This window comes from Geoanaerobacter pelophilus, from assembly GCF_018476885.1.
Classification (GTDB): Bacteria; Desulfobacterota; Desulfuromonadia; order Geobacterales; family DSM-12255; genus Geoanaerobacter; species Geoanaerobacter pelophilus.
Genome location: NZ_JAHCVJ010000001.1, coordinates 636,617 through 654,304 on the forward strand (window position 1 = coordinate 636,617; position 17,688 = coordinate 654,304).

The following is a 17,688-nucleotide window of genomic DNA, read 5'->3' on the forward strand; positions in this document are numbered from 1 at the left end:
AAAAAAAGCCTGGCGGAGCAAATCCGGCAGGCCTTATAAAACACAAATATGGGGAGCGCTAGGCGGCTTCCGCCTCTTCAGAAGCAGTTGCAGCTCCTGCACCGAACAGTTCGTCGAAGATCTCCTGAACCGTGGTGATCCGGTCGGCCTTCCAGGCATTGGTGCCGCAGAAAACGAGACCGGTATGAACATCACCCTTCTGGGCGCGGTCCAGTGACTTCACAATACAAAAGCGCTCACCCGATTCCTTGTAGGAACACTTTTTAAGACAACCGTTGTCGCAGATCGTATTATTAAGCTGATCGTAATTGACTATATCGTCCTGATTCTTCAGGATCGCCCGACCAGGGAGTCCAGCAGGACTCATGATCAAGCCGATATCCTCCTTGCAGCAGTCCAGGTACGCCTGTTTGAACTCCGGCGCAGCGTCGCACTCGACAGTCGGCACAAAGCGGCTCGCCATCTGGACGCCGTCGGCCCCCTGCTCAAGGGCATATAGCAGATCAGCGCGGTCCCAGACACCTCCGGCAGCAATCACCGGCACATGCACGCCATACTCAGCGATGAAGAACTCCTTGACGCCACGGACAGTGGCATATTGGTCGTATGTCCCCTTGCCGATATTTTCCAGTTTCTCGCCAAGATGCCCACCAGCAGTATCCGGATCTTCAACAACCACGGCATCAGGAAGACGATTGAAACCCTTGTCCCATTTTTTTGCTATCAGCTGGGCAGCCTTTACTGAAGAGACGATCGGCACCAGCGCCACATCAGGCGCATGGGCGGTAAGTCCCGGCAGGCTGAGCGGCAGTCCGGCACCACAGACAATGACCTTTGCCCCACCTTCGATGGAAGCCCTGACCAGATCCTCGAAATCAGACAGGGCAACCATGACATTGACACCAACAACACCGTCCGGAGCTATTCGGCAGGCTTTTTCAATCTCGTCGCGCAGCGCCTGCGGATCTGACTGCATATAGTTTTTACCGTCGTACCGGTTGCTTCCCAGGGCAATTCCTGCCGCAGCAACCAGACCAACCCCTCCGCAAAGGGCAACATGACCTGCCAATGATCCGCCTGAGATACGAACTCCCATCCCTCCCTGAATCAGCGGATAGCGCACTTCATATTTCCCGATCTTAAGCGGTTTCACCATCTGGGCCCCCTCTTTCGTGCTGTTGTTTACAGAATGAAGAGTAACAGACAACCGGAGTTTCTTTTGTAATAGAAATGTAAAAGCTTAACGCCAACAAGCTTGCGGATTGACAACTATGGTGGTACACAGAGTTCATGCGCTGGTACAGGAAACTCTTCAGTCCAATCATTACCTTCATCGGCATCCAGCTGGTCTGGATCATGGTCGTTATTTTCTGGATTTACTGGTTCGTCGGCCGCCACAAGGAGTTCCGGGAGATCGCCGAGCGCTACCGCCCGGAAATCGCGGCCAGGGGGCTGGACTGGATCGTTCTGGTAGAAGGGCTGATTCTCCTGATCGTCATCCTTGCCGGGGTTTATGTCCTGTTCCTGGTCTGGCGCAGACAGTCTACGCTGTACCGGGAGCAAAAAAACTTCATCTCGCAGGTGACCCATGAGCTGAAATCGCCGCTGGCTTCCATTCAGCTGCACCTTGAAACGATTCGTCTCAGGAAACCTCCGCCCGAAAAAATGGAACGCTTCCTGGACACCATGCTCGCCGATACCGACCGGCTCCACGCGCTTATCAACAACCTGCTGATGGCCGCACGGCTGGAAGACCGCCGTCGCTCCAGTTCGATGCCAGTGATCGATTTCTCTGAATTCGTCAGCCAATATCTTGAGAAAAAGCGCTCTACCCTTCCCGAAGGGGGCAGCCTGATACTGGAGGTCGAAGAGCATATCCAGGTTGCGGTCGATTCCGAGGAGATGGAATCGGTATTACGTAACCTGTTTGAGAATGCCCTGCTCTACTCCCCGGTATCTCCCGAGATCAAGGTGGAACTGAAGCAGGACAAAAATCAATGCCAGCTGACGTTCCGGGACAACGGCATCGGAATTGACCAAAAAAACCTCAAAAAGATTTTCCGGATGTTCTTCCGGGTGAGAAGGCTCGGAGAAAATATTCGCGGCACTGGCCTGGGGCTTTATATCGTCAAACAGGCAGTGACCGAACATGGTGGGACAGTGACTGCCGAAAGCGCGGGACAGGGTAAAGGATGCGCCTTCATTATCAGGCTGCCCATTGCCCGAAACGGCTAGTTGCTTACGGTTTACAAGGTGATTCATGACTCTCTCGACATGGATGTGACATGACTGACGACAAACCGCACATACTGCTGGTAGAGGACGAGATAAACCTAGCCAGAGGAATCTGCTTCAACCTGGAGATGGAAGAGTACCGGGTAAGCCATGTGGAAACCGGCGAAGAAGCACTGGTAAGGCTCAATGTCGATCGCTTTTCCCTGGTGATCCTTGATGTCATGCTTCCGGGAATGGACGGTTTCTCGGTATGCCGTGAAATCCGCAAAAGCGATACCAAGGTGCCAATCCTTATACTTACTGCCCGTTCCGACGAAGGAGACCGCATTACCGGGCTTGAGAGCGGCGCCGACGACTATCTGACCAAACCGTTCAGCCTCAATGAGTTCCTTCTTAGGGTGAAGGGGATGCTCAAGCGGTCGGCCTGGTATCGTCCCGACCCCGTGGAAGAGGCGTACCGGTTCGGGGATAATGAAGTGTTTCTCCTCTCCTACCATGCCCGTACCGCCCAAGGGGAGATCGACCTCACCGATCTTGAAGTAAGGATGCTTTCTCTGTTTTTTCAGAAGGAAGGGGAAGCCGTTACCAGAAAGCAGCTATTGGAAAGAGTGTGGGGATATGCCACCGATGCTGAGACCCGGACCCTGGACAACTTTATTGTCAGGCTCCGCAAATATTTTGAACCTGATCCGGCCAGCCCGGTTTTTTTCCAGACCGTCAGGGGCGTCGGCTACCGGTTCTCTCGAAAAGGCACTATCAGGGAGTTGTAATCTAAAGCTAGAGTTTATTACAGCAAAAGGCCAGAAGGTTTCCCTTCCGGCCTTTTGCATTCACTAGTTACAACAGACGACTAAATCCCGGCTTTTTCCTTGATGATTGCGGCCTTGTCGGTCCGCTCCCAGGTAAATTCCGGGAGTTCGCGACCGAAGTGCCCGTATGCTGCGGTCTTTTTGTAAATCGGACGCAGGAGGTCAAGCTGCTGAATTATGGCACGCGGCCTCATGTCAAAGACCTCGCGCACGATTTCAGCGATGCGCTTTGAAGGAATCTTGCCGGTGCCGGCAGTATCGACCAGAACCGAAACCGGCTCAGCCACGCCGATAGCATAGGCCACCTGGACTTCGCACTTCTCGCACAACCCGGCAGCAACCAGGTTCTTGGCCACATAACGCCCCATGTAAGCAGCGGAACGATCGACCTTGGAAGGGTCCTTGCCCGAGAAAGCGCCGCCGCCGTGAGCACCGTGACCGCCATAGCTGTCGACGATTATCTTGCGACCAGTCAAGCCGCAGTCACCCATCGGTCCGCCGATTACGAAGCGACCGGTCGGGTTGATGAGGTAACGGGTCTTGTCGTTAATCATGTTTGCCGGGATAACCCTTTTGACAACCTCTTCGATAATCCCTTCCTTGATAGTATCGTGGGTAACTTCAGGGGAATGCTGCGAAGAGATTACCACGGTATCGACATATGCCGGCTTGCCGTCGATGTACTGAATGGAAACCTGGGACTTGGAATCAGGCCGAAGGAAGTTGAGCAGCCCGGACTTGCGGACATCGGCAAGTTTCTTCACCAGCTGATGGGACAGCAGAATGGTCATCGGCATCAACTCTTTGGTCTCGGTACAGGCATAACCGAACATGAGGCCCTGGTCGCCTGCTCCCTGCTCCTTGTAAAGGCCTTCACCTTCGGTAACTCCCTGGGAGATGTCAGGTGACTGCTTGTCTATGGAGGTGAGAACCGCGCAGGTCTCCCAATCGAAACCCATTGCCGAATCGTTGTAGCCGATCTCCTTGATGGTTTCGCGCACAATCTTCGGATAATCAACAATGGCGTTGGTGGTGATCTCGCCGGCAATAACCGCCATACCGGTGGTTACCATGGTCTCGCAGGCAACCCTGGATGTTGGGTCCTGGGCAAGAATTGCATCGAGAATGGCGTCAGAGATCTGGTCAGCTACCTTGTCCGGATGCCCCTCTGAAACCGACTCGGAAGTAAAAATGAAATCGTCCATCTCCTGCATGGCATGCTCCTCCTTGATATATATTTGACACTGAAATTACTTAAAAAGACTGTAATTTATAACTTCCATACTTTGAGAAGTCAAGAGCGAAAACCGGCCTAACCAACCATCTCAAGCCAAACCCGTGCAGTGATACGGGCGTCGTCGAGCGCCCGATGCAGGCGGCAGTCAGCCGGAATCTCCCCCAGGAGATGCCGGGCGACGGTTTCGAGTTTGTGGTTGGGGAGCTGTGGCAGGTGCTTGCGGGCCAGCCGGACGGTACAGTGCCAGGGGTTCGGCAACTGCAGGGCAAGCAAGGAAAGCTCATACCGGATAAAGGCACTGTCGAACGATGAGTTGTGGGCAATTAGAGGAGCATCCCCAACAAAATCAAGGAAGCGAGGCCAGGTGTCTTGCGGGGTTGGTTTGCCGCGCAACATGGCTGAGGATATGCCGTGAACCCGTTGCGCTCCCCAGTGGATCGGGGTTTCCGTATTGATGAGGCTGGAGAGTTCCCCAACAATTTCCAGATTCTCTACAGCAACCGCGCCGATCTCAATCACCCTGCCGCCGTTTTTCGACGACATGCCGGTGGTCTCGACATCAACGATGACATGACGTTTCAGGCGTTCCATGGATTAACTCAATCATGACAGCGGATAGGATAGATGAAGCAAGGCATCAATCGAAGCTGTCGGCATAATGTGCCGTTATTTCAGACTTCAGAAACCGGTCGATTTCCTCGGCAGTGTGGTAGGTCAGCGCCTTTTTTACAAGCTGTTCCGCCTCTCCCCGTGAGCAACGGCGCAGGATCTCCTTGACGCGGGGAATGGAAATCGCATTCATGGAAAGTTCATCGAACCCCAGCCCGAGCAGAATGGGTAGATATTGTGACTCTCCAGCCATCTCGCCACACATGCAGGCATCAATACCAGCAGCATGGGCAGCGTCAACCACCATCTTCAGAGAACGGAGCACTGCCGGGTGCAGCGGCTCGTAAAGGTTGGCCAGATGCTCGTTGGTGCGGTCTATCGCCAGGGAATACTGAATAAGGTCATTAGTACCGACACTGAAGAAATCGACCTCCTGCGCGAGAAGATCGGCGATTATTACCGCTGACGGAATCTCGATCATGATACCGATCTCGATATGCTCGTCAAATGGCACACCTTCGGCAAGAAGTTCCAGCTTCGCCTCTTCCAGAAGCCTCTTTGCCGCCCGGATCTCGGCAACGCCAGAGATCATGGGGAAAAAGATCCTGACCTTCCCCAAAGCGCTGGCACGCAATATAGCCCTGAGCTGAGGCCGGAAGGTCTCCGGTTTCCTGAGCGAGAGGCGAATGGCGCGAAGACCCAGGGCAGGGTTCAATTCGTCGTCAAGGTTGAGATCCGGGACAAATTTGTCACCACCGACATCCAGGGTGCGGATGGTTACCGGCAGCGGCGCCACCTCTTTGACAACGGCAGAGTAATGGGCAAACTGCTCCTCTTCTCCCGGAAGATCGTCACGATTAAAAAAGAGCATTTCGGTGCGATAAAGGCCGATCCCTTCAGCGCCATGCCCTGTCAGGGAAGGGATTTCTTCGATGAATTCCACGTTCCCCTTAAGGCTGATCCGGCAGCCGTCAGTGGTTATGGCAGGGAGGTCGCGGAGCTTGGCAAGCTCCCGCTCAATGTACTCATGATGCAGTTTGCGTTTGAGATATTCACGGAAGGTTTCTTCATCGGGGTTTATGATCACAATACCGGCTGAGCCGTCAATGATCATATGCTCCCCGTCCAGAGCTTCTGAGGTGATCCGCTCCAGGCCAACCACTGCCGGAATCTCAAGGGACCGGGCAAGAATGGCCGAATGGGAGGTCTTGCCCCCAAGGTCGGTGACGAAACCGATAATCTTCTGCCGGTCAATCTGGAGGATGTCTGCCGGGGAGAGATCGTGGGCAACCACCAGGGACATGCTGTGAACATCGTTCAGCGGTTCGTGCTGCTTGCCCACGAGCTTCCTCAGAACCCGTTCACCAACGATCTCAATATCGCCAACCCGCTCACGCAGGTAGTCGTCCTCTATTGCCGCGAAAAAATCGCGGAACTTTAAAACTGTCCTCTTGAGCGCCCATTCGGCATTGATCGCCTCGGACTCGATCAAAGCAAGCGTCTCCCGCTTGAACATACTGTCCTGAAGCATCATCAAGTGGGTTTCGATAACGTAGAGGTGTTCCGGCCCATGCTCTTCAGAAAGCTGATCCCTGACGGCAACCAGCTCTTCGCGTGCCTGATCAAGGGCCTCTATAAAGCGTGCGACTTCACCCTGGACTTCACCAGGCTTCAGATACTCTTCATGAACAGCAACCCGGCTGCGGTCAGTGATCCTGACCCGCCCGATCGCTATACCGGGTGATGCGCCAACACCCTGAATTTGTCGATTGCTACTCTTCGCCAAACCCATTGTTGATAAGCTCTCCCAAGGAGGCCATAGCCTCGGCCTCGTCGCTGCCTTCAATCCTGAGCCTGATGGTGCTCCCCTTGGCTGCCGCCAGCATCATGATCCCCATGATGCTTTTGCCGTTTACCTCCACGTCATCCCGCGCAACCTTCACTTCAGAAGAAAAGGGCATGGCGGTTTTCACAAAAAGGGCGGAAGCACGGGCATGAAGCCCAAGTTTATTGATTATGGTGAATTGCTGTTCAAGCATATATCAGAACTATTCTCCTGTATGACGGTAAGAAGTCTTGCGTATTGGGGCAAAGCTTCGGGTGCACAGTGCAAGACATGAAAAAACGGTTATCCCCGGAAACTCCCTAGCAGCGGGTGTACATAACGCAGCCTGCAAAATCGTGCTGCTAACGGAGATAATCCCCGGCAACCGATATGCTCTCTCTGCCGCACTCCTTGATCTGGGCCGCAAGCTCAGCAATACCAAAGCGGCTCCGATCACTAAAAAACTTGATCAGCATCGGCAGATTGACCCCGGTGAGAACTTCAACCCTGTTCTCTTCCAAAAAAGACAGGCTCATATTGGAAGGTGTTCCTCCAAACATGTCGGTCATCAGTAGAATCTCTTCCGAGTTAACACTGGCAAAAGCTTTTTCTATGGAGCTGCGGATGGCATCTACAGGCTCGCCGGGATTGATTCCAACGGCTTCCGCCTTCTCAATCGGACCGACTATCATCTCTGCGGCAGCGAGCAGTTCACGTGCAAGACCGGCATGGGTTACAATTACAAGTCCAATCATCTGGTCATCCCTTTTCTATATCGCGATGCGTAACCTTAAGCTCCACGTTTTTATCGGTAAAATAGTTTTTCAGCTCTTCTGCTATGGCTACTGACCTGTGCCGCCCGCCGGTACATCCGACTGACAGAGTCAGGTATGTCTTTCCTTCACGCTGATATCCAGGGAGCAAAAGATCAAGGAGCTCCCGGTATCTGACCAGAAACTCTTTGGTAATGGCCTGTTCGAGGACAAACTCTTTGACCTTGGGTTCCTGCCCGCTGAATTTTTTTAACGATTCCACGAAATACGGATTCGGCAAAAACCGGACGTCAATTACCAGGTCGGAGTCAAGCGGGAGCCCGTACCTGAAGCCGAATGACTGGACATGGACGGTAAGGCGTTTTGCATTGCCATCTTCTCCACGGATGAATGCCAGCACCGTCTCTTTGAGCTGATGCACATTCATTTCCGAAGTATCGAAAACCCTGGTGGCTATCCGGTGCAAACCGGCCAGTGACTCACGCTCAAAACGGATGGCATCCGGTACCGATGCCCCCGGCAGGGCGGGATGACGACGGCGCGTCTCGGAAAAACGACGGATAAGGACTTCGTCCGTGGTATCGAAGAACAGGATATCAAGGTTGTGGCCAATACTCCGAAGGCCAAGGAGGATCTCCTCCCAACCCTTGAGAAAATCTTTGCCGCGGATATCCATAACCAGAGCGACATCACGCACCTGGTCCTTTGACCGCTCAACCAACTCGATGAACGTAGGAATCAGGGTAACCGGAAGATTGTCGATACAGAAAAACCCCTCATCCTCAAGGGCCTTTACCGCTGTAGACTTTCCTGAACCCGACAGCCCGGTGATAACGACTATCCGCATCTCACTCCACCTCGGCGCCGATGGGCCGGATCTCCATCCTCGCCATCAGCTTCTCGTGAAACTCTTTGGCAGAATGGTACCCCATCCCCTTAAGAAGATAGTTGCGAGCAGCAACCTCAATGATCGAGGTCAGGTTTCTCCCCGGTCGGACCGGAATTATCAGGTGGGGAAGCTCTATTCCAAGAATGGTATGAACCTTTTCATCTATCCCGAGACGATCATATTCCTGCTGGGGGTTCCACTCGACAAGCTCCAGCACCATGTCGATTATCTTCTTTTCCCGAATTGAGGAAACACCGAAGAGATCCTTGATATTGATAATACCGAGGCCCCTGATCTCCATATGGTACTGGATAGTTTCGGCCGCCTGGCCCACAAGAGCTGCCGGCATCTTTTTCTTGATAAATACCACATCGTCGGCCACCAGTCGATGACCACGAATTACCAGATCCAGGGCGCACTCGCTTTTGCCGATACCGCTCTTGCCGAGCAGAAGCACCCCTACGCCCAAAACGTCGGTCAGCACGCCGTGAACATGAGTAGTCGGCAGCAAACGCTCTTCAAGAAATTTTGTAATCAGGGAGATAAACGTGGATGACTGCAATGATGTCACAAGAAGAGGAATGCCGGCTTTCTCTGTTTCCCTTCTGAGCATCGGAGGCGGATCAAGCCCCTTGGTGACGATAAAACAGGAAATAGGGAAAGAACAGAGCTTGCTGAGACTCGCTGCAGCCTGTTGCTCCGGAATCTGGAGCATGTATGATATTTCGGTGTTGCCAAGCACCTGCAACCGATCAGGGTGGAGATGCTCGGTATACCCGGTGAGCGCCAACCCCGGTTTTTGAATCCGGGAACTGTACAAGCGGTGAGACAGGCCGTGTTCTCCGGAAACCATCCGCAGGTCCAGGCCATATTCTTCGTCTTTGAGCAGATCATCAATGGAAAGACTGATAGCAGTCATCTGGTGCCCCCCTGCCTCATCACGATCTCAACTACCTCCTCGGCAGAAGTTGCCTCCAGGAGCCTGTTTCTTACGTCTGCCCCCTTAAGCAGGTGCGAAATGCGCGACAGAAGCTTCAGATGTGTTCCGGCAGCATCTTCCGGAGTAACCAGCAGAAAGAAAAGCCGAGCAGGCTTATCGTCAACGGACTTGAAATCAATCCCGGCATCACTCCGACCAAACAGAATCACCGGCGCATTGAGCGCCGGTGACTTACAGTGAGGAATGGCAATACCGTCTCCGATACCGGTGCTCCCCAGGCTTTCCCGCTCCAGAAGCAGTTGCAGAATTGCACTGCCCGACGGCAAGGAGCACCTTGCAGCAACCTTATCGGCAAATTCTGATAGCACGCCGTTTTTGGTTGACGCTGACAGCGGCAGGATCACATCTTCCGGTTCAAACCTGAATACACCCTGCATGTTCAGACACCACTATTGATGAAAATGTGACCGGTTCTCACTTCGCCGTTTCAATAAGGCCAAAATTGCCGTCACGCCGACGATAGATAACATTGATACTGTCCGAACCGGCATCAGTGAACACCAGGAAGTCTTTATGCAGCAGATCCATCTGCATGACCGCCTCGTCAACTGACATCGGCTTGATGGATACAGTCTTGGTTTTGATAACTACCGGCTCCTTGCTCTGCTCAAGATCCTCTGCAGCAATTATCTTTTTCTGTACTTGGCGCTCAGGAGCATCAGCAGGCTTGTGCCCCTTGAGGCGTTCCTTGTAACGACGTAACTGGCGCTCGATCTTGTCGATGACTGCGTCGATTGCGGCATACATGTCGTTGGTCGCTTCTGACGCCTTGGTGCTGACGCCCTTGGCATTGATGGATATTTCGACGATATGGCGGATCTTTTCCACAGTCAGATAAACCTGGACCACAACCGGTTCATCGATATACTTCTTGATCCTTTCCAGTTTTTCCTCGGCATAGCTCTTCAGGGCGTCACTTGGTTCCATGTGCCTGAACGTGGTAGAAATTTGCATGATGCGCTCCTCCTGTGTCGGTATTCATATGATAATGGCACTTTCGCGTGGCTTGATGCCGCGGCTGCTCCAGTGCCAGGTGCTGCTGATCAGAAAAGTCGTTTCCGCTCCGATGATGACCCGATACGGAGCATCTCCCGATATTTGGTAACCGTGCGGCGGGCAATGTTTATCTGGTTTGCGGACAACAGTTCAGCGAGCTTCTGGTCGCTGTAAGGCTTCTTGGGATCCTCATTCTCCAGGATCTCCTTGATTTTGTTCTTGACGCTTTCTGAAGCTATGAAGTCGCCGTCGGATGTGGATATGCCGCTGTTGAAGAAATATTTCAACTCGAACAACCCCTGCGGGGTCTGCATGTATTTATTGGTCGTGACGCGACTGATCGTCGATTCGTGCATCCCGATATCTTCGGCAACATCCCGTAAAACCAACGGTTTAAGATATTCAATCCCTTTATCGAAGAATTCCCGTTGGAATTTCACAATACTCTTTGCTGTCTTGTATATGGTTCTCTGGCGTTGGTGAATACTCTTGATGAGCCACATTGCCGATCTCATCTTGTCATTGATGTACTCGTCAACCTTTGCCCCACCATTGTCCTTTTCAGGCTTTTCTACTTTTTCTCCCTTTGGCTCAGGTGCGTAAAGAGGATTTATCCGAAGATTCGGCAGACCTTCCTCGTTCAGCGTAACCACATACTCCTCGCCGACCTTGTAGACAAAGATGTCGGGAGATATGTACTGGATATCTTCCTGGCCATAAATGCGGCCCGGTTTAGGGTCCAGAGAAGCAATAACCCGGGCGGCAAGCAGGATATCATTTACTTCGCAGCCGAGAGCTTTAGCAATCGGCTTGTATTTTCTCAGCTCAAGATCCTTGAGGTGGTGCAGCAGTATCCCTTCCACCAGGGTACCACCCATGTTGAGGCTGCGAACCTGAAGGAGAAGACACTCCCTGAGATCCCTGGCCCCTGCACCCGGAGGGTCGAAATCCTGTATTCTCAAAAGCACCTGTTCGACAGCCGGCTCATCAACCTGGCAAACATGGGCAATATCGGCAGTAGTCGTCCTGAGGTAGCCATCCTCGTCGATGTTGCCGATAATCTCGGCACCGATCATTCGTTCCTGATCGCTGAAACGGTTCAGGTTCAACTGCCAGACAAGATGATCGAACAGCGTCCCCTTTTTGGTCAGGATGTTTTCATATGATGGACGATCCTCGTCATCATCATAATACTGTTCACCCGCACTGTAGTTGTACCCCTCAAGATACGATTCCCAATCCAGCTCAGACCTGGTCTCTTCTCCGGCGGCAACCTCCTTGAAATCCCCGGAGTCAACCGGAGGGAGTTCCTCCTTTTCCTGCAATTCAAACTGATCAGCGTCCCGTATTTCTTCCTGCTCCAGCGATTCGTCAAGGACAGGGTTTTCCTCAAGTTCCTGACGAACCACATCCTGAAGCTCAATCCTGGAAAGTTGAAGGAGCTTGATGGCCTGCTGCAGCTGGGGGGTCATCACCAACTGCTGAACCATCTTCATCTGTTGACGCATCTCAATAGCCATGAAACCTCATTTTACAGTCTGAAGGAGTCGCCCAGATAAATCTCTTTTGCTTTTTTGCTCTCGGCTATCTGCTGAGGATCGCCATATTCAAGCACTTCGCCGGCATTGACAATGTAAGCAGCATCACAAACCCCAAGGGTTTCACGAACATTGTGGTCAGAAATCAAGATACCGATTCCTCTGCGGCTAAGCCCGACGATGATCCCCTGAATATCAGCCACCGCAATCGGGTCGATCCCGGCAAAAGGCTCATCAAGCAGAATGAAAGAAGGGTTGGTCGCCAGTGCCCTTGCAATTTCAACTCTTCGGCGTTCACCGCCTGATAGGGCAAATCCCTGACTAGCAGCGATATGTTCGATCCCAAGGTCATTCAGCAACTCTTCAGCCCGTTCCTGGCGGCTCCCCCTGGAAAGATCCATCATTTCCAGAACAGCAAGGAGGTTCTGCTTAACTGTCAATTTGCGAAAAACCGATGGTTCCTGTGGAAGATAACTTATCCCCTTGCGGGCCCGCATATGCATCGGCAGAGAAGTCAATTCCTCATCATTCAGAAGCACGGCACCGCTGTCAGGACGGCATAGTCCCACCACCATATAAAAAGTAGTGGTTTTGCCGGCACCATTCGGACCGAGAAGCCCGATCACCCGACCGGAGGAGACCTCCAAGTCTACCCCCCTGACCACTTCCCTGCCACCGTAGCTCTTTCTGAGGCCGCGAGCCTTCAGGCAATGATCAGGGTTTGGTGCCAACATCGATCCCTGCGCCTTTGGGCTTTATCTCTGCCTCTACTCGTCGATCAGTGCCGCCGGTTACCACACTTTTCTGTTCATTGAGATAAAAGGTAATAACTTTCCCGGTAATGGTATCACTACCCTGGCTGATCCGTGGATTATCTTCAAGAACGATAGTCCCTGCCTGATTGTCAAAGAGTGCCCGGCCAGCCAAGCCTTGGCGGTTCCCCTGCACTATTCTGACATTCCCCTGCGCCTCCACCTTTGAGATATCCCGTTCTTTCGCACCATAATGAACCACAAGGCGGTCGCAGAAAATTGTAACATCCCCCTGACGTGCAACAACAGATCCGCTGAATGTTGCAACTTTGCCAGCGCCGTCGGATGACAGCTCATTTGATTTGATCTGAATCGGCAGATCGCTTCTCTGCGCCGGCGATACAACAGCACTCTGGACCGTGCCGACAAGAAACGCTGCCAGGATCAGCGAGGCAGACAGGACAGCAAAAATTCTCACTGGCTTTTACCACCTCTATAAGTAGCGGTCACATCACTTGTGACCTTGAGAGCGGAAGTAGCCACATTGAACTCCATACCATTACCTTCAAGTGTCAGCAAATCATCAGTAAACCGGACAGGGTCAACCGTGGTCACAACCCCATGACTGCCAATAAAACGAACCGATCTGGTTGTGAACTCCATACCTTTAGAGCTTCTGGCCTTTACCCCGCCTGCCAGATTAACATCCTTGGTTCCGGTATTGTAGGTCGCTGTCGGGGAAGTCAGCACCAGTTCGCCCAGCTTGGCGTCTACGGGAACCACCGATAGCCGAACATCAGCAAGCTTCACCTGAGAACGTTTCGTATCGTATTCCGCCTTTTCCGCAATGAGTAACCACCGGGTAGAGCCGTTCGAACTCTCGTTAACGCGTATGCCCCGTAATGTCAATTCGGCCTGACGCTCTCCGTCTGTTGCCACTGCAGATGGTGACTGCCCATGAGTCGGAAACTTTTTCATGGACATCACTATCAGAGAGACAACGGCCGCAACAATCGCCAAGGCCAACAGTAGCCTGATTTTACCTGCGGTTAGCATAATTCGCCCAAAGTATAGCATCGGTCAGGGGGTGTGTAAAGTGCATTATGGCAGGAAAAATTGACTTTGGCACAAAGATTGAACAAGGGGTTATCAAAACCAGGCAAATAACTAACAAAACTACGAGAGTTAGCTTAAAAAACACCTGACAGCCGCAAGCCAGTTTTTGCTATTCTCTGTGAATAGTATTGGCTACAATGGCCTCACTTAATCCTCAGGGGGGGACCATGCACTATTCAGAAAAGATTTTCATCGTCGGTTGTGGAGATATCGGCAGAAGAATTGCGAAACTGGGGCACGCTATGGGGTGGCAGCCATCTGCCCTGCTCCGCACCACTAACAAACTCGATCCAATGAGAGAGATTTTTGAGCTCATCATCGAGGCTAACCTCGATGATCCATCGACGCTGGAATCTCTACCTACTGCGGACGCCACAATCTTCTACCTGGCTCCGCCACCCGGAGGCGGGATCATTGACTCGCGCATGCGAAATTTTTGCGCTGCCCTTGCCCCGGACAGGAAACCGAAAAAAGTTGTCTACCTCAGCACAAGTGGTGTGTATGGTGACTGTGGCGACTTGACGGTTACCGAAAAGACCCCGGTAAATCCTCAGACAACACGAGCAAAGAGGCGCCTTGATGCCGAAACCACCATCACCGGTTGGGGGCGTGATCATGGAGTGCCGGTCGTAATTCTCAGAGTAACCGGCATTTATGGCCCGGGCAGGCTCCCCCTGCAACACCTGATGAGCGGAACACCGCTGCTTTCTGAAAAAGAGGCGCCCATTACCAACCGGATTCACGCCGATGACCTTGCCCGAGTTTGCATAGCTGCAGCAGACCGGGGTGAGGACGGCGACATCGTCAACGTAAGTGATGGCGATCATGGGACCATGACCCAATACTTCAATGCAATAGCCGACCTCCTGGGGATCGCGCGACCACGGCAGGTCAGTCGTGAGGAGGCAGCGGCCACCATGCCACCGCTGCTGTATTCTTATTTTTCCGAAAGCCGCAGGATCGACAATTCACTTATGAAGAATAAACTGGGAGTAAAACTGCTGTACCCGACATTGGCTGACGGCCTCCCCTCATGCAAACCCGAACAATGGCCCACAACCTCAAACCAGCAGTAGCATTTTAATGAACTACTTGATTTTTCGCTATAATTGAATAGAATTGGCAGGCAGCTAATGAGTAATTCCATCAGGTCGATCAACGAGGCAACAATGAAAAAAGTAAAAATCCTATTGGTTGAAGACAATCCTGATGACGAATTCCTGACCACGCGTATTCTCTTTAAACTGGGTTATTCTGCGATAGACGTGGTGCATCAGGGAGGGGAAGCGTTGGAATACCTATTTGGAGGAGAGCGGAATTTTACATCAGCTGTGCCGGTGAACAAGCCGGACCTTATCCTGCTGGATATGAGAATGCCCCTGATTGATGGGATCGAGTTTCTTGAAGCCGCCCATGCAAACCTGAAGACCCACGAAATCCCAGTGGTTGTCATCAGTTCATCAAAACAGGAAAAAGAGGTGAACCGCTGTTTAGAGCTTGGAGCAAAGGCATTTCTGTACAAACCTATCAACAGTGAGGAAATCGGACAAGCCATTGCCAATTTCTGCCCTGCTTACTCCTGATAATAGCGTGCCGTCACCTCGTCCCATAACCCTTTGCCTTTGATTATCAGGTCGCAAACTTCTCTTACCGCCCCCCATCCCCCTCGATTTCGAGCGACATAATCGGCATGTTCCGAGACATAGTCAATGGCATCAAGAGGTGCCGCAGCAAAACCGACACGACGCATCACCGGGATATCGATGATATCGTCGCCCATGAAGGCAACTTCTTCGTCCTTCAACCCCTTATCAAGTAAGATCTCCAGATAAGGGGCAAGCTTATCAAGCGCTTTCTGGTAAACGATCGCTATGCCGAGTTCTGCAGCACGGTTGGTAACCACCTGTGATGCCCTGCCGGAGATTATCCCGACCTCTACGCCGGCACGCTGCAGCATCTTGATTCCGTGCCCATCCTTGACATTGAAAAACTTGGTTTCAACGCCATTGGCGTCGTAGACGATACGGCCATCGGTCATGACCCCGTCCACATCCAGTAGCAACAGTTTGATATTTTGCAGCTGTTCGTTCTTCACAGTTCACCCGTCATGACACTAAGCGATTCCGGCCTTCAGCAGATCATGCAGATGGACGACGCCGACCGGGGCCTCCCCATGGGTATCGTCAAAAACAAAAAGCGAGGTTATCGAGTACTGTTCCATCTGCTGCAGAGCCCGTGCGGCAAGCTCAGAACTCTTGATCCGTTTGGGGTTGCCGGACATCATGACGCCGGCTGACTGGTTCATGATATCGATCCCTTTTTCAAGGGCACGGCGCAAATCACCGTCGGTGATGACGCCAATCAGCCTGCCAGTGGCATCAACAACGCCAGTTATCCCCAGTTTCTTTGCCGTTATCTCGAACAGGGCTTCTCGCATCAGGGTGTTTTCTGCAACAAGAGGAATAGCATCACCAGCGTGCATCAGGTCATTGACCGTCAGCAGCAGTTTCTTGCCGAGCGAGCCGCCGGGATGAAAAAGGGCAAAATCCTCGGCACTGAAGCCGCGTTTTTGCAACAGTGCAACCGCTAGGGCATCACCCATGGCAAGGGTTGCGGTCGTAGATGCCGTTGGCGCCAACCCCAATGGGCACGCCTCTTCCTTAACTGATATATCTAGGACTACATCCCCGGATCGGGCCAAAGTTGACGCCGGGTTGCCGGTCATGGCGACAAGTGATGCCCCAAGACGTTTGATCACCGGGAGTATCCTGATCAGCTCTTCGGTCTCGCCACTGTTCGATAAGGCAATTACTACGTCACCCTTCATGATCATCCCGAGATCGCCATGAATCCCTTCTGCAGGATGCAGGAAAAATGCAGGCGTTCCGGTAGAGGCCATGGTGGAGGCGATCTTAAGACCGATCAGCCCCGATTTACCCATCCCGGTAACAACAACCCGCCCTTTTGAGGCTAGGATCAGGTTCACCGCTGTCTCAAAGTCGCCATCAATACGGTCGGCCAATGCTTGAAGGGCCTCAGCCTCAACCCTTATCACGCGTCTCGCTTCTTCGATTATCATGGTTTTTTCACGATCGCATCAATGGATTTGAGTTGTTTGAGCAGATCGGCAAGATCATCCAGCTTGATTGAATTCGGGCCGTCGCAAAGTGCCTTGTCGGGATTCTCATGAACCTCCATGAAAATTCCGTCAATGCAGGTGGCAACCGCAGCGCGCGACAGGTATTCGACAAATTCCCTCTGGCCGCCCGATGAGCCTCCCTGGCCGCCAGGAAGCTGGACGCTGTGCGTTGCGTCAAAAACCACCGGGAATCCGGAATTACGCATGATCGGGAAACTGCGCATGTCAACAACCAGGTTGTTGTAGCCGAAAGAAACCCCACGCTCCGTAAGGATAATACGCTCGTTGCCGGTCGACTCGGCCTTGCCAACGGCATTTTCCATATCCCACGGGGCCAGGAATTGCCCTTTCTTGACATTGACAACCTTGCCGGTCTTTGCCACCGCCACGACAAGATCGGTCTGGCGACACAGGAATGCCGGGATCTGAATAACATCGAGTACTTCAGCAGCCGGCTGCACCTGCTCAATGGAATGGACATCGGAAAGCACTGGGATTTCCAGCGACGACTTCACCTTCTCCAGAATCCTCAGCCCCTCTTTCATTCCGACGCCACGGAATGAGGTGACAGACGTCCTGTTTGCCTTATCGTAAGAGGCCTTGAATATCAAAGGGATATCCACGGCATTGCAGATCGTCATCAGCCGTTCTGCAGCTCGCAGTGTTGCCAATTCGTTTTCTATGACGCACGGCCCGGCAATCAACATAAGAGGCCGGTTGCCGCCAATCTTCACATCCCCGATAGATATTTCTCGAACCACTGTCATACC

General features: G+C 52.5%; 21 protein-coding genes. 4 read left to right on the forward strand and 17 right to left on the reverse strand.

Features of this window, described 5'->3' with window-relative positions; genetic code table 11:
* Window positions 1–58 precede the first annotated feature (58 nt).
* Window positions 59–1,156: an NAD(P)H-dependent flavin oxidoreductase gene (locus tag KI809_RS02980; protein WP_214170012.1), complete on the reverse strand. Its 1,098-nt coding sequence runs from the start codon at window positions 1,154–1,156 to the stop codon at window positions 59–61.
* Window positions 1,157–1,290: 134 nt separating this feature from the next.
* On the opposite strand from KI809_RS02980, the gene KI809_RS02985 reads away from it, so the two are divergent.
* Complete coding sequence (locus KI809_RS02985; protein WP_214170013.1) at window positions 1,291–2,235, forward strand: sensor histidine kinase; 945 nt, start codon at window positions 1,291–1,293, stop codon at window positions 2,233–2,235.
* A 50-nt stretch (window positions 2,236–2,285) separates the two neighbouring features.
* Window positions 2,286–3,005, forward strand: a complete 720-nt coding sequence (locus KI809_RS02990; RefSeq protein WP_214170014.1) for a response regulator transcription factor — start codon at window positions 2,286–2,288, stop codon at window positions 3,003–3,005.
* 80 nt (window positions 3,006–3,085) lie between these two features.
* Here KI809_RS02990 and metK read toward each other — a convergent pair whose 3' ends face one another.
* The 13 genes from metK to lptC form a co-directional block, all read right to left on the reverse strand.
* Window positions 3,086–4,258 (reverse strand): methionine adenosyltransferase, encoded by a 1,173-nt coding sequence (gene metK / locus KI809_RS02995; protein WP_246559144.1) that lies wholly within the window; start codon window positions 4,256–4,258, stop codon window positions 3,086–3,088.
* Between the two features lie 98 nt (window positions 4,259–4,356).
* Window positions 4,357–4,872: a 3'-5' exonuclease gene (locus KI809_RS03000; RefSeq protein WP_246559146.1), complete on the reverse strand. Its 516-nt coding sequence runs from the start codon at window positions 4,870–4,872 to the stop codon at window positions 4,357–4,359.
* 46 nt (window positions 4,873–4,918) lie between these two features.
* Window positions 4,919–6,682 (reverse strand): phosphoenolpyruvate--protein phosphotransferase, encoded by a 1,764-nt coding sequence (gene ptsP, locus KI809_RS03005; protein WP_214170015.1) that lies wholly within the window; start codon window positions 6,680–6,682, stop codon window positions 4,919–4,921.
* Window positions 6,663–6,929 (reverse strand): HPr family phosphocarrier protein, encoded by a 267-nt coding sequence (locus KI809_RS03010; protein WP_214170016.1) that lies wholly within the window; start codon window positions 6,927–6,929, stop codon window positions 6,663–6,665. Before KI809_RS03010 ends, ptsP begins: the two co-directional genes overlap by 20 nt.
* A 148-nt stretch (window positions 6,930–7,077) precedes the next feature.
* Entirely contained in the window at window positions 7,078–7,470 is a 393-nt protein-coding gene (locus KI809_RS03015) for a PTS sugar transporter subunit IIA (RefSeq protein WP_214170017.1), read from the reverse strand.
* 4 nt (window positions 7,471–7,474) lie between these two features.
* Window positions 7,475–8,335, reverse strand: a complete 861-nt coding sequence (rapZ, locus tag KI809_RS03020) for an RNase adapter RapZ (protein WP_214170018.1) — start codon at window positions 8,333–8,335, stop codon at window positions 7,475–7,477.
* Window position 8,336: 1 nt separating this feature from the next.
* Window positions 8,337–9,296, reverse strand: a complete 960-nt coding sequence (gene hprK, locus KI809_RS03025; protein WP_214170019.1) for an HPr(Ser) kinase/phosphatase — start codon at window positions 9,294–9,296, stop codon at window positions 8,337–8,339.
* Entirely contained in the window at window positions 9,293–9,754 is a 462-nt protein-coding gene (locus KI809_RS03030; RefSeq protein ID WP_214170020.1) for a PTS sugar transporter subunit IIA, read from the reverse strand. The genes hprK and KI809_RS03030 overlap by 4 nt, the downstream gene beginning before the upstream one ends.
* 37 nt (window positions 9,755–9,791) lie before the next feature.
* The gene (gene hpf, locus KI809_RS03035) at window positions 9,792–10,331 is read right to left on the reverse strand and encodes a ribosome hibernation-promoting factor, HPF/YfiA family (protein WP_214170021.1); all 540 of its coding nucleotides are present in this window, start codon (window positions 10,329–10,331) and stop codon (window positions 9,792–9,794) included.
* A gap of 89 nt (window positions 10,332–10,420) precedes the next feature.
* The gene (rpoN, locus tag KI809_RS03040; RefSeq protein WP_214170022.1) at window positions 10,421–11,893 is read right to left on the reverse strand and encodes an RNA polymerase factor sigma-54; all 1,473 of its coding nucleotides are present in this window, start codon (window positions 11,891–11,893) and stop codon (window positions 10,421–10,423) included.
* Window positions 11,894–11,904: 11 nt separating this feature from the next.
* The gene (gene lptB / locus KI809_RS03045) at window positions 11,905–12,645 is read right to left on the reverse strand and encodes an LPS export ABC transporter ATP-binding protein (RefSeq protein WP_214170023.1); all 741 of its coding nucleotides are present in this window, start codon (window positions 12,643–12,645) and stop codon (window positions 11,905–11,907) included.
* Window positions 12,626–13,141, reverse strand: coding sequence for a lipopolysaccharide transport periplasmic protein LptA (lptA, locus tag KI809_RS03050; protein WP_337833272.1), 516 nt, complete (start codon window positions 13,139–13,141; stop codon window positions 12,626–12,628). The genes lptB and lptA overlap by 20 nt, the downstream gene beginning before the upstream one ends.
* Complete coding sequence (gene lptC, locus KI809_RS03055) at window positions 13,138–13,719, reverse strand: LPS export ABC transporter periplasmic protein LptC (RefSeq protein ID WP_214170024.1); 582 nt, start codon at window positions 13,717–13,719, stop codon at window positions 13,138–13,140. The genes lptA and lptC overlap by 4 nt, the downstream gene beginning before the upstream one ends.
* Window positions 13,720–13,946: 227 nt before the next feature.
* On the opposite strand from lptC, the gene KI809_RS03060 reads away from it, so the two are divergent.
* Both KI809_RS03060 and KI809_RS03065 read left to right on the forward strand, forming a co-directional pair.
* Complete coding sequence (locus tag KI809_RS03060; protein WP_214170025.1) at window positions 13,947–14,855, forward strand: SDR family oxidoreductase; 909 nt, start codon at window positions 13,947–13,949, stop codon at window positions 14,853–14,855.
* A gap of 93 nt (window positions 14,856–14,948) precedes the next feature.
* Window positions 14,949–15,362 carry a response regulator gene (locus KI809_RS03065; protein WP_214170026.1) on the forward strand — a complete coding sequence of 138 codons (414 nt, stop codon included), beginning with the start codon at window positions 14,949–14,951 and terminating at the stop codon, window positions 15,360–15,362.
* Here the strand turns inward: KI809_RS03065 and KI809_RS03070 are convergent.
* Genes KI809_RS03070 through kdsA form a run of 3 tightly spaced genes read right to left on the reverse strand, consistent with a single transcriptional unit; the run spans window position 15,353 to window position 17,679 of the window.
* On the reverse strand, window positions 15,353–15,874 hold the full coding sequence (locus KI809_RS03070) for a KdsC family phosphatase (protein ID WP_214170027.1): 522 nt from the start codon (window positions 15,872–15,874) through the stop codon (window positions 15,353–15,355). The two genes, KI809_RS03065 and KI809_RS03070, sit on opposite strands and share 10 nt — an antisense overlap.
* Window positions 15,875–15,892: 18 nt before the next feature.
* Complete coding sequence (locus KI809_RS03075; RefSeq protein WP_214170028.1) at window positions 15,893–16,858, reverse strand: KpsF/GutQ family sugar-phosphate isomerase; 966 nt, start codon at window positions 16,856–16,858, stop codon at window positions 15,893–15,895.
* Window positions 16,855–17,679: a 3-deoxy-8-phosphooctulonate synthase gene (gene kdsA / locus KI809_RS03080; RefSeq protein ID WP_214170029.1), complete on the reverse strand. Its 825-nt coding sequence runs from the start codon at window positions 17,677–17,679 to the stop codon at window positions 16,855–16,857. The genes KI809_RS03075 and kdsA overlap by 4 nt, the downstream gene beginning before the upstream one ends.
* Window positions 17,680–17,688: the final 9 nt, after the last annotated feature.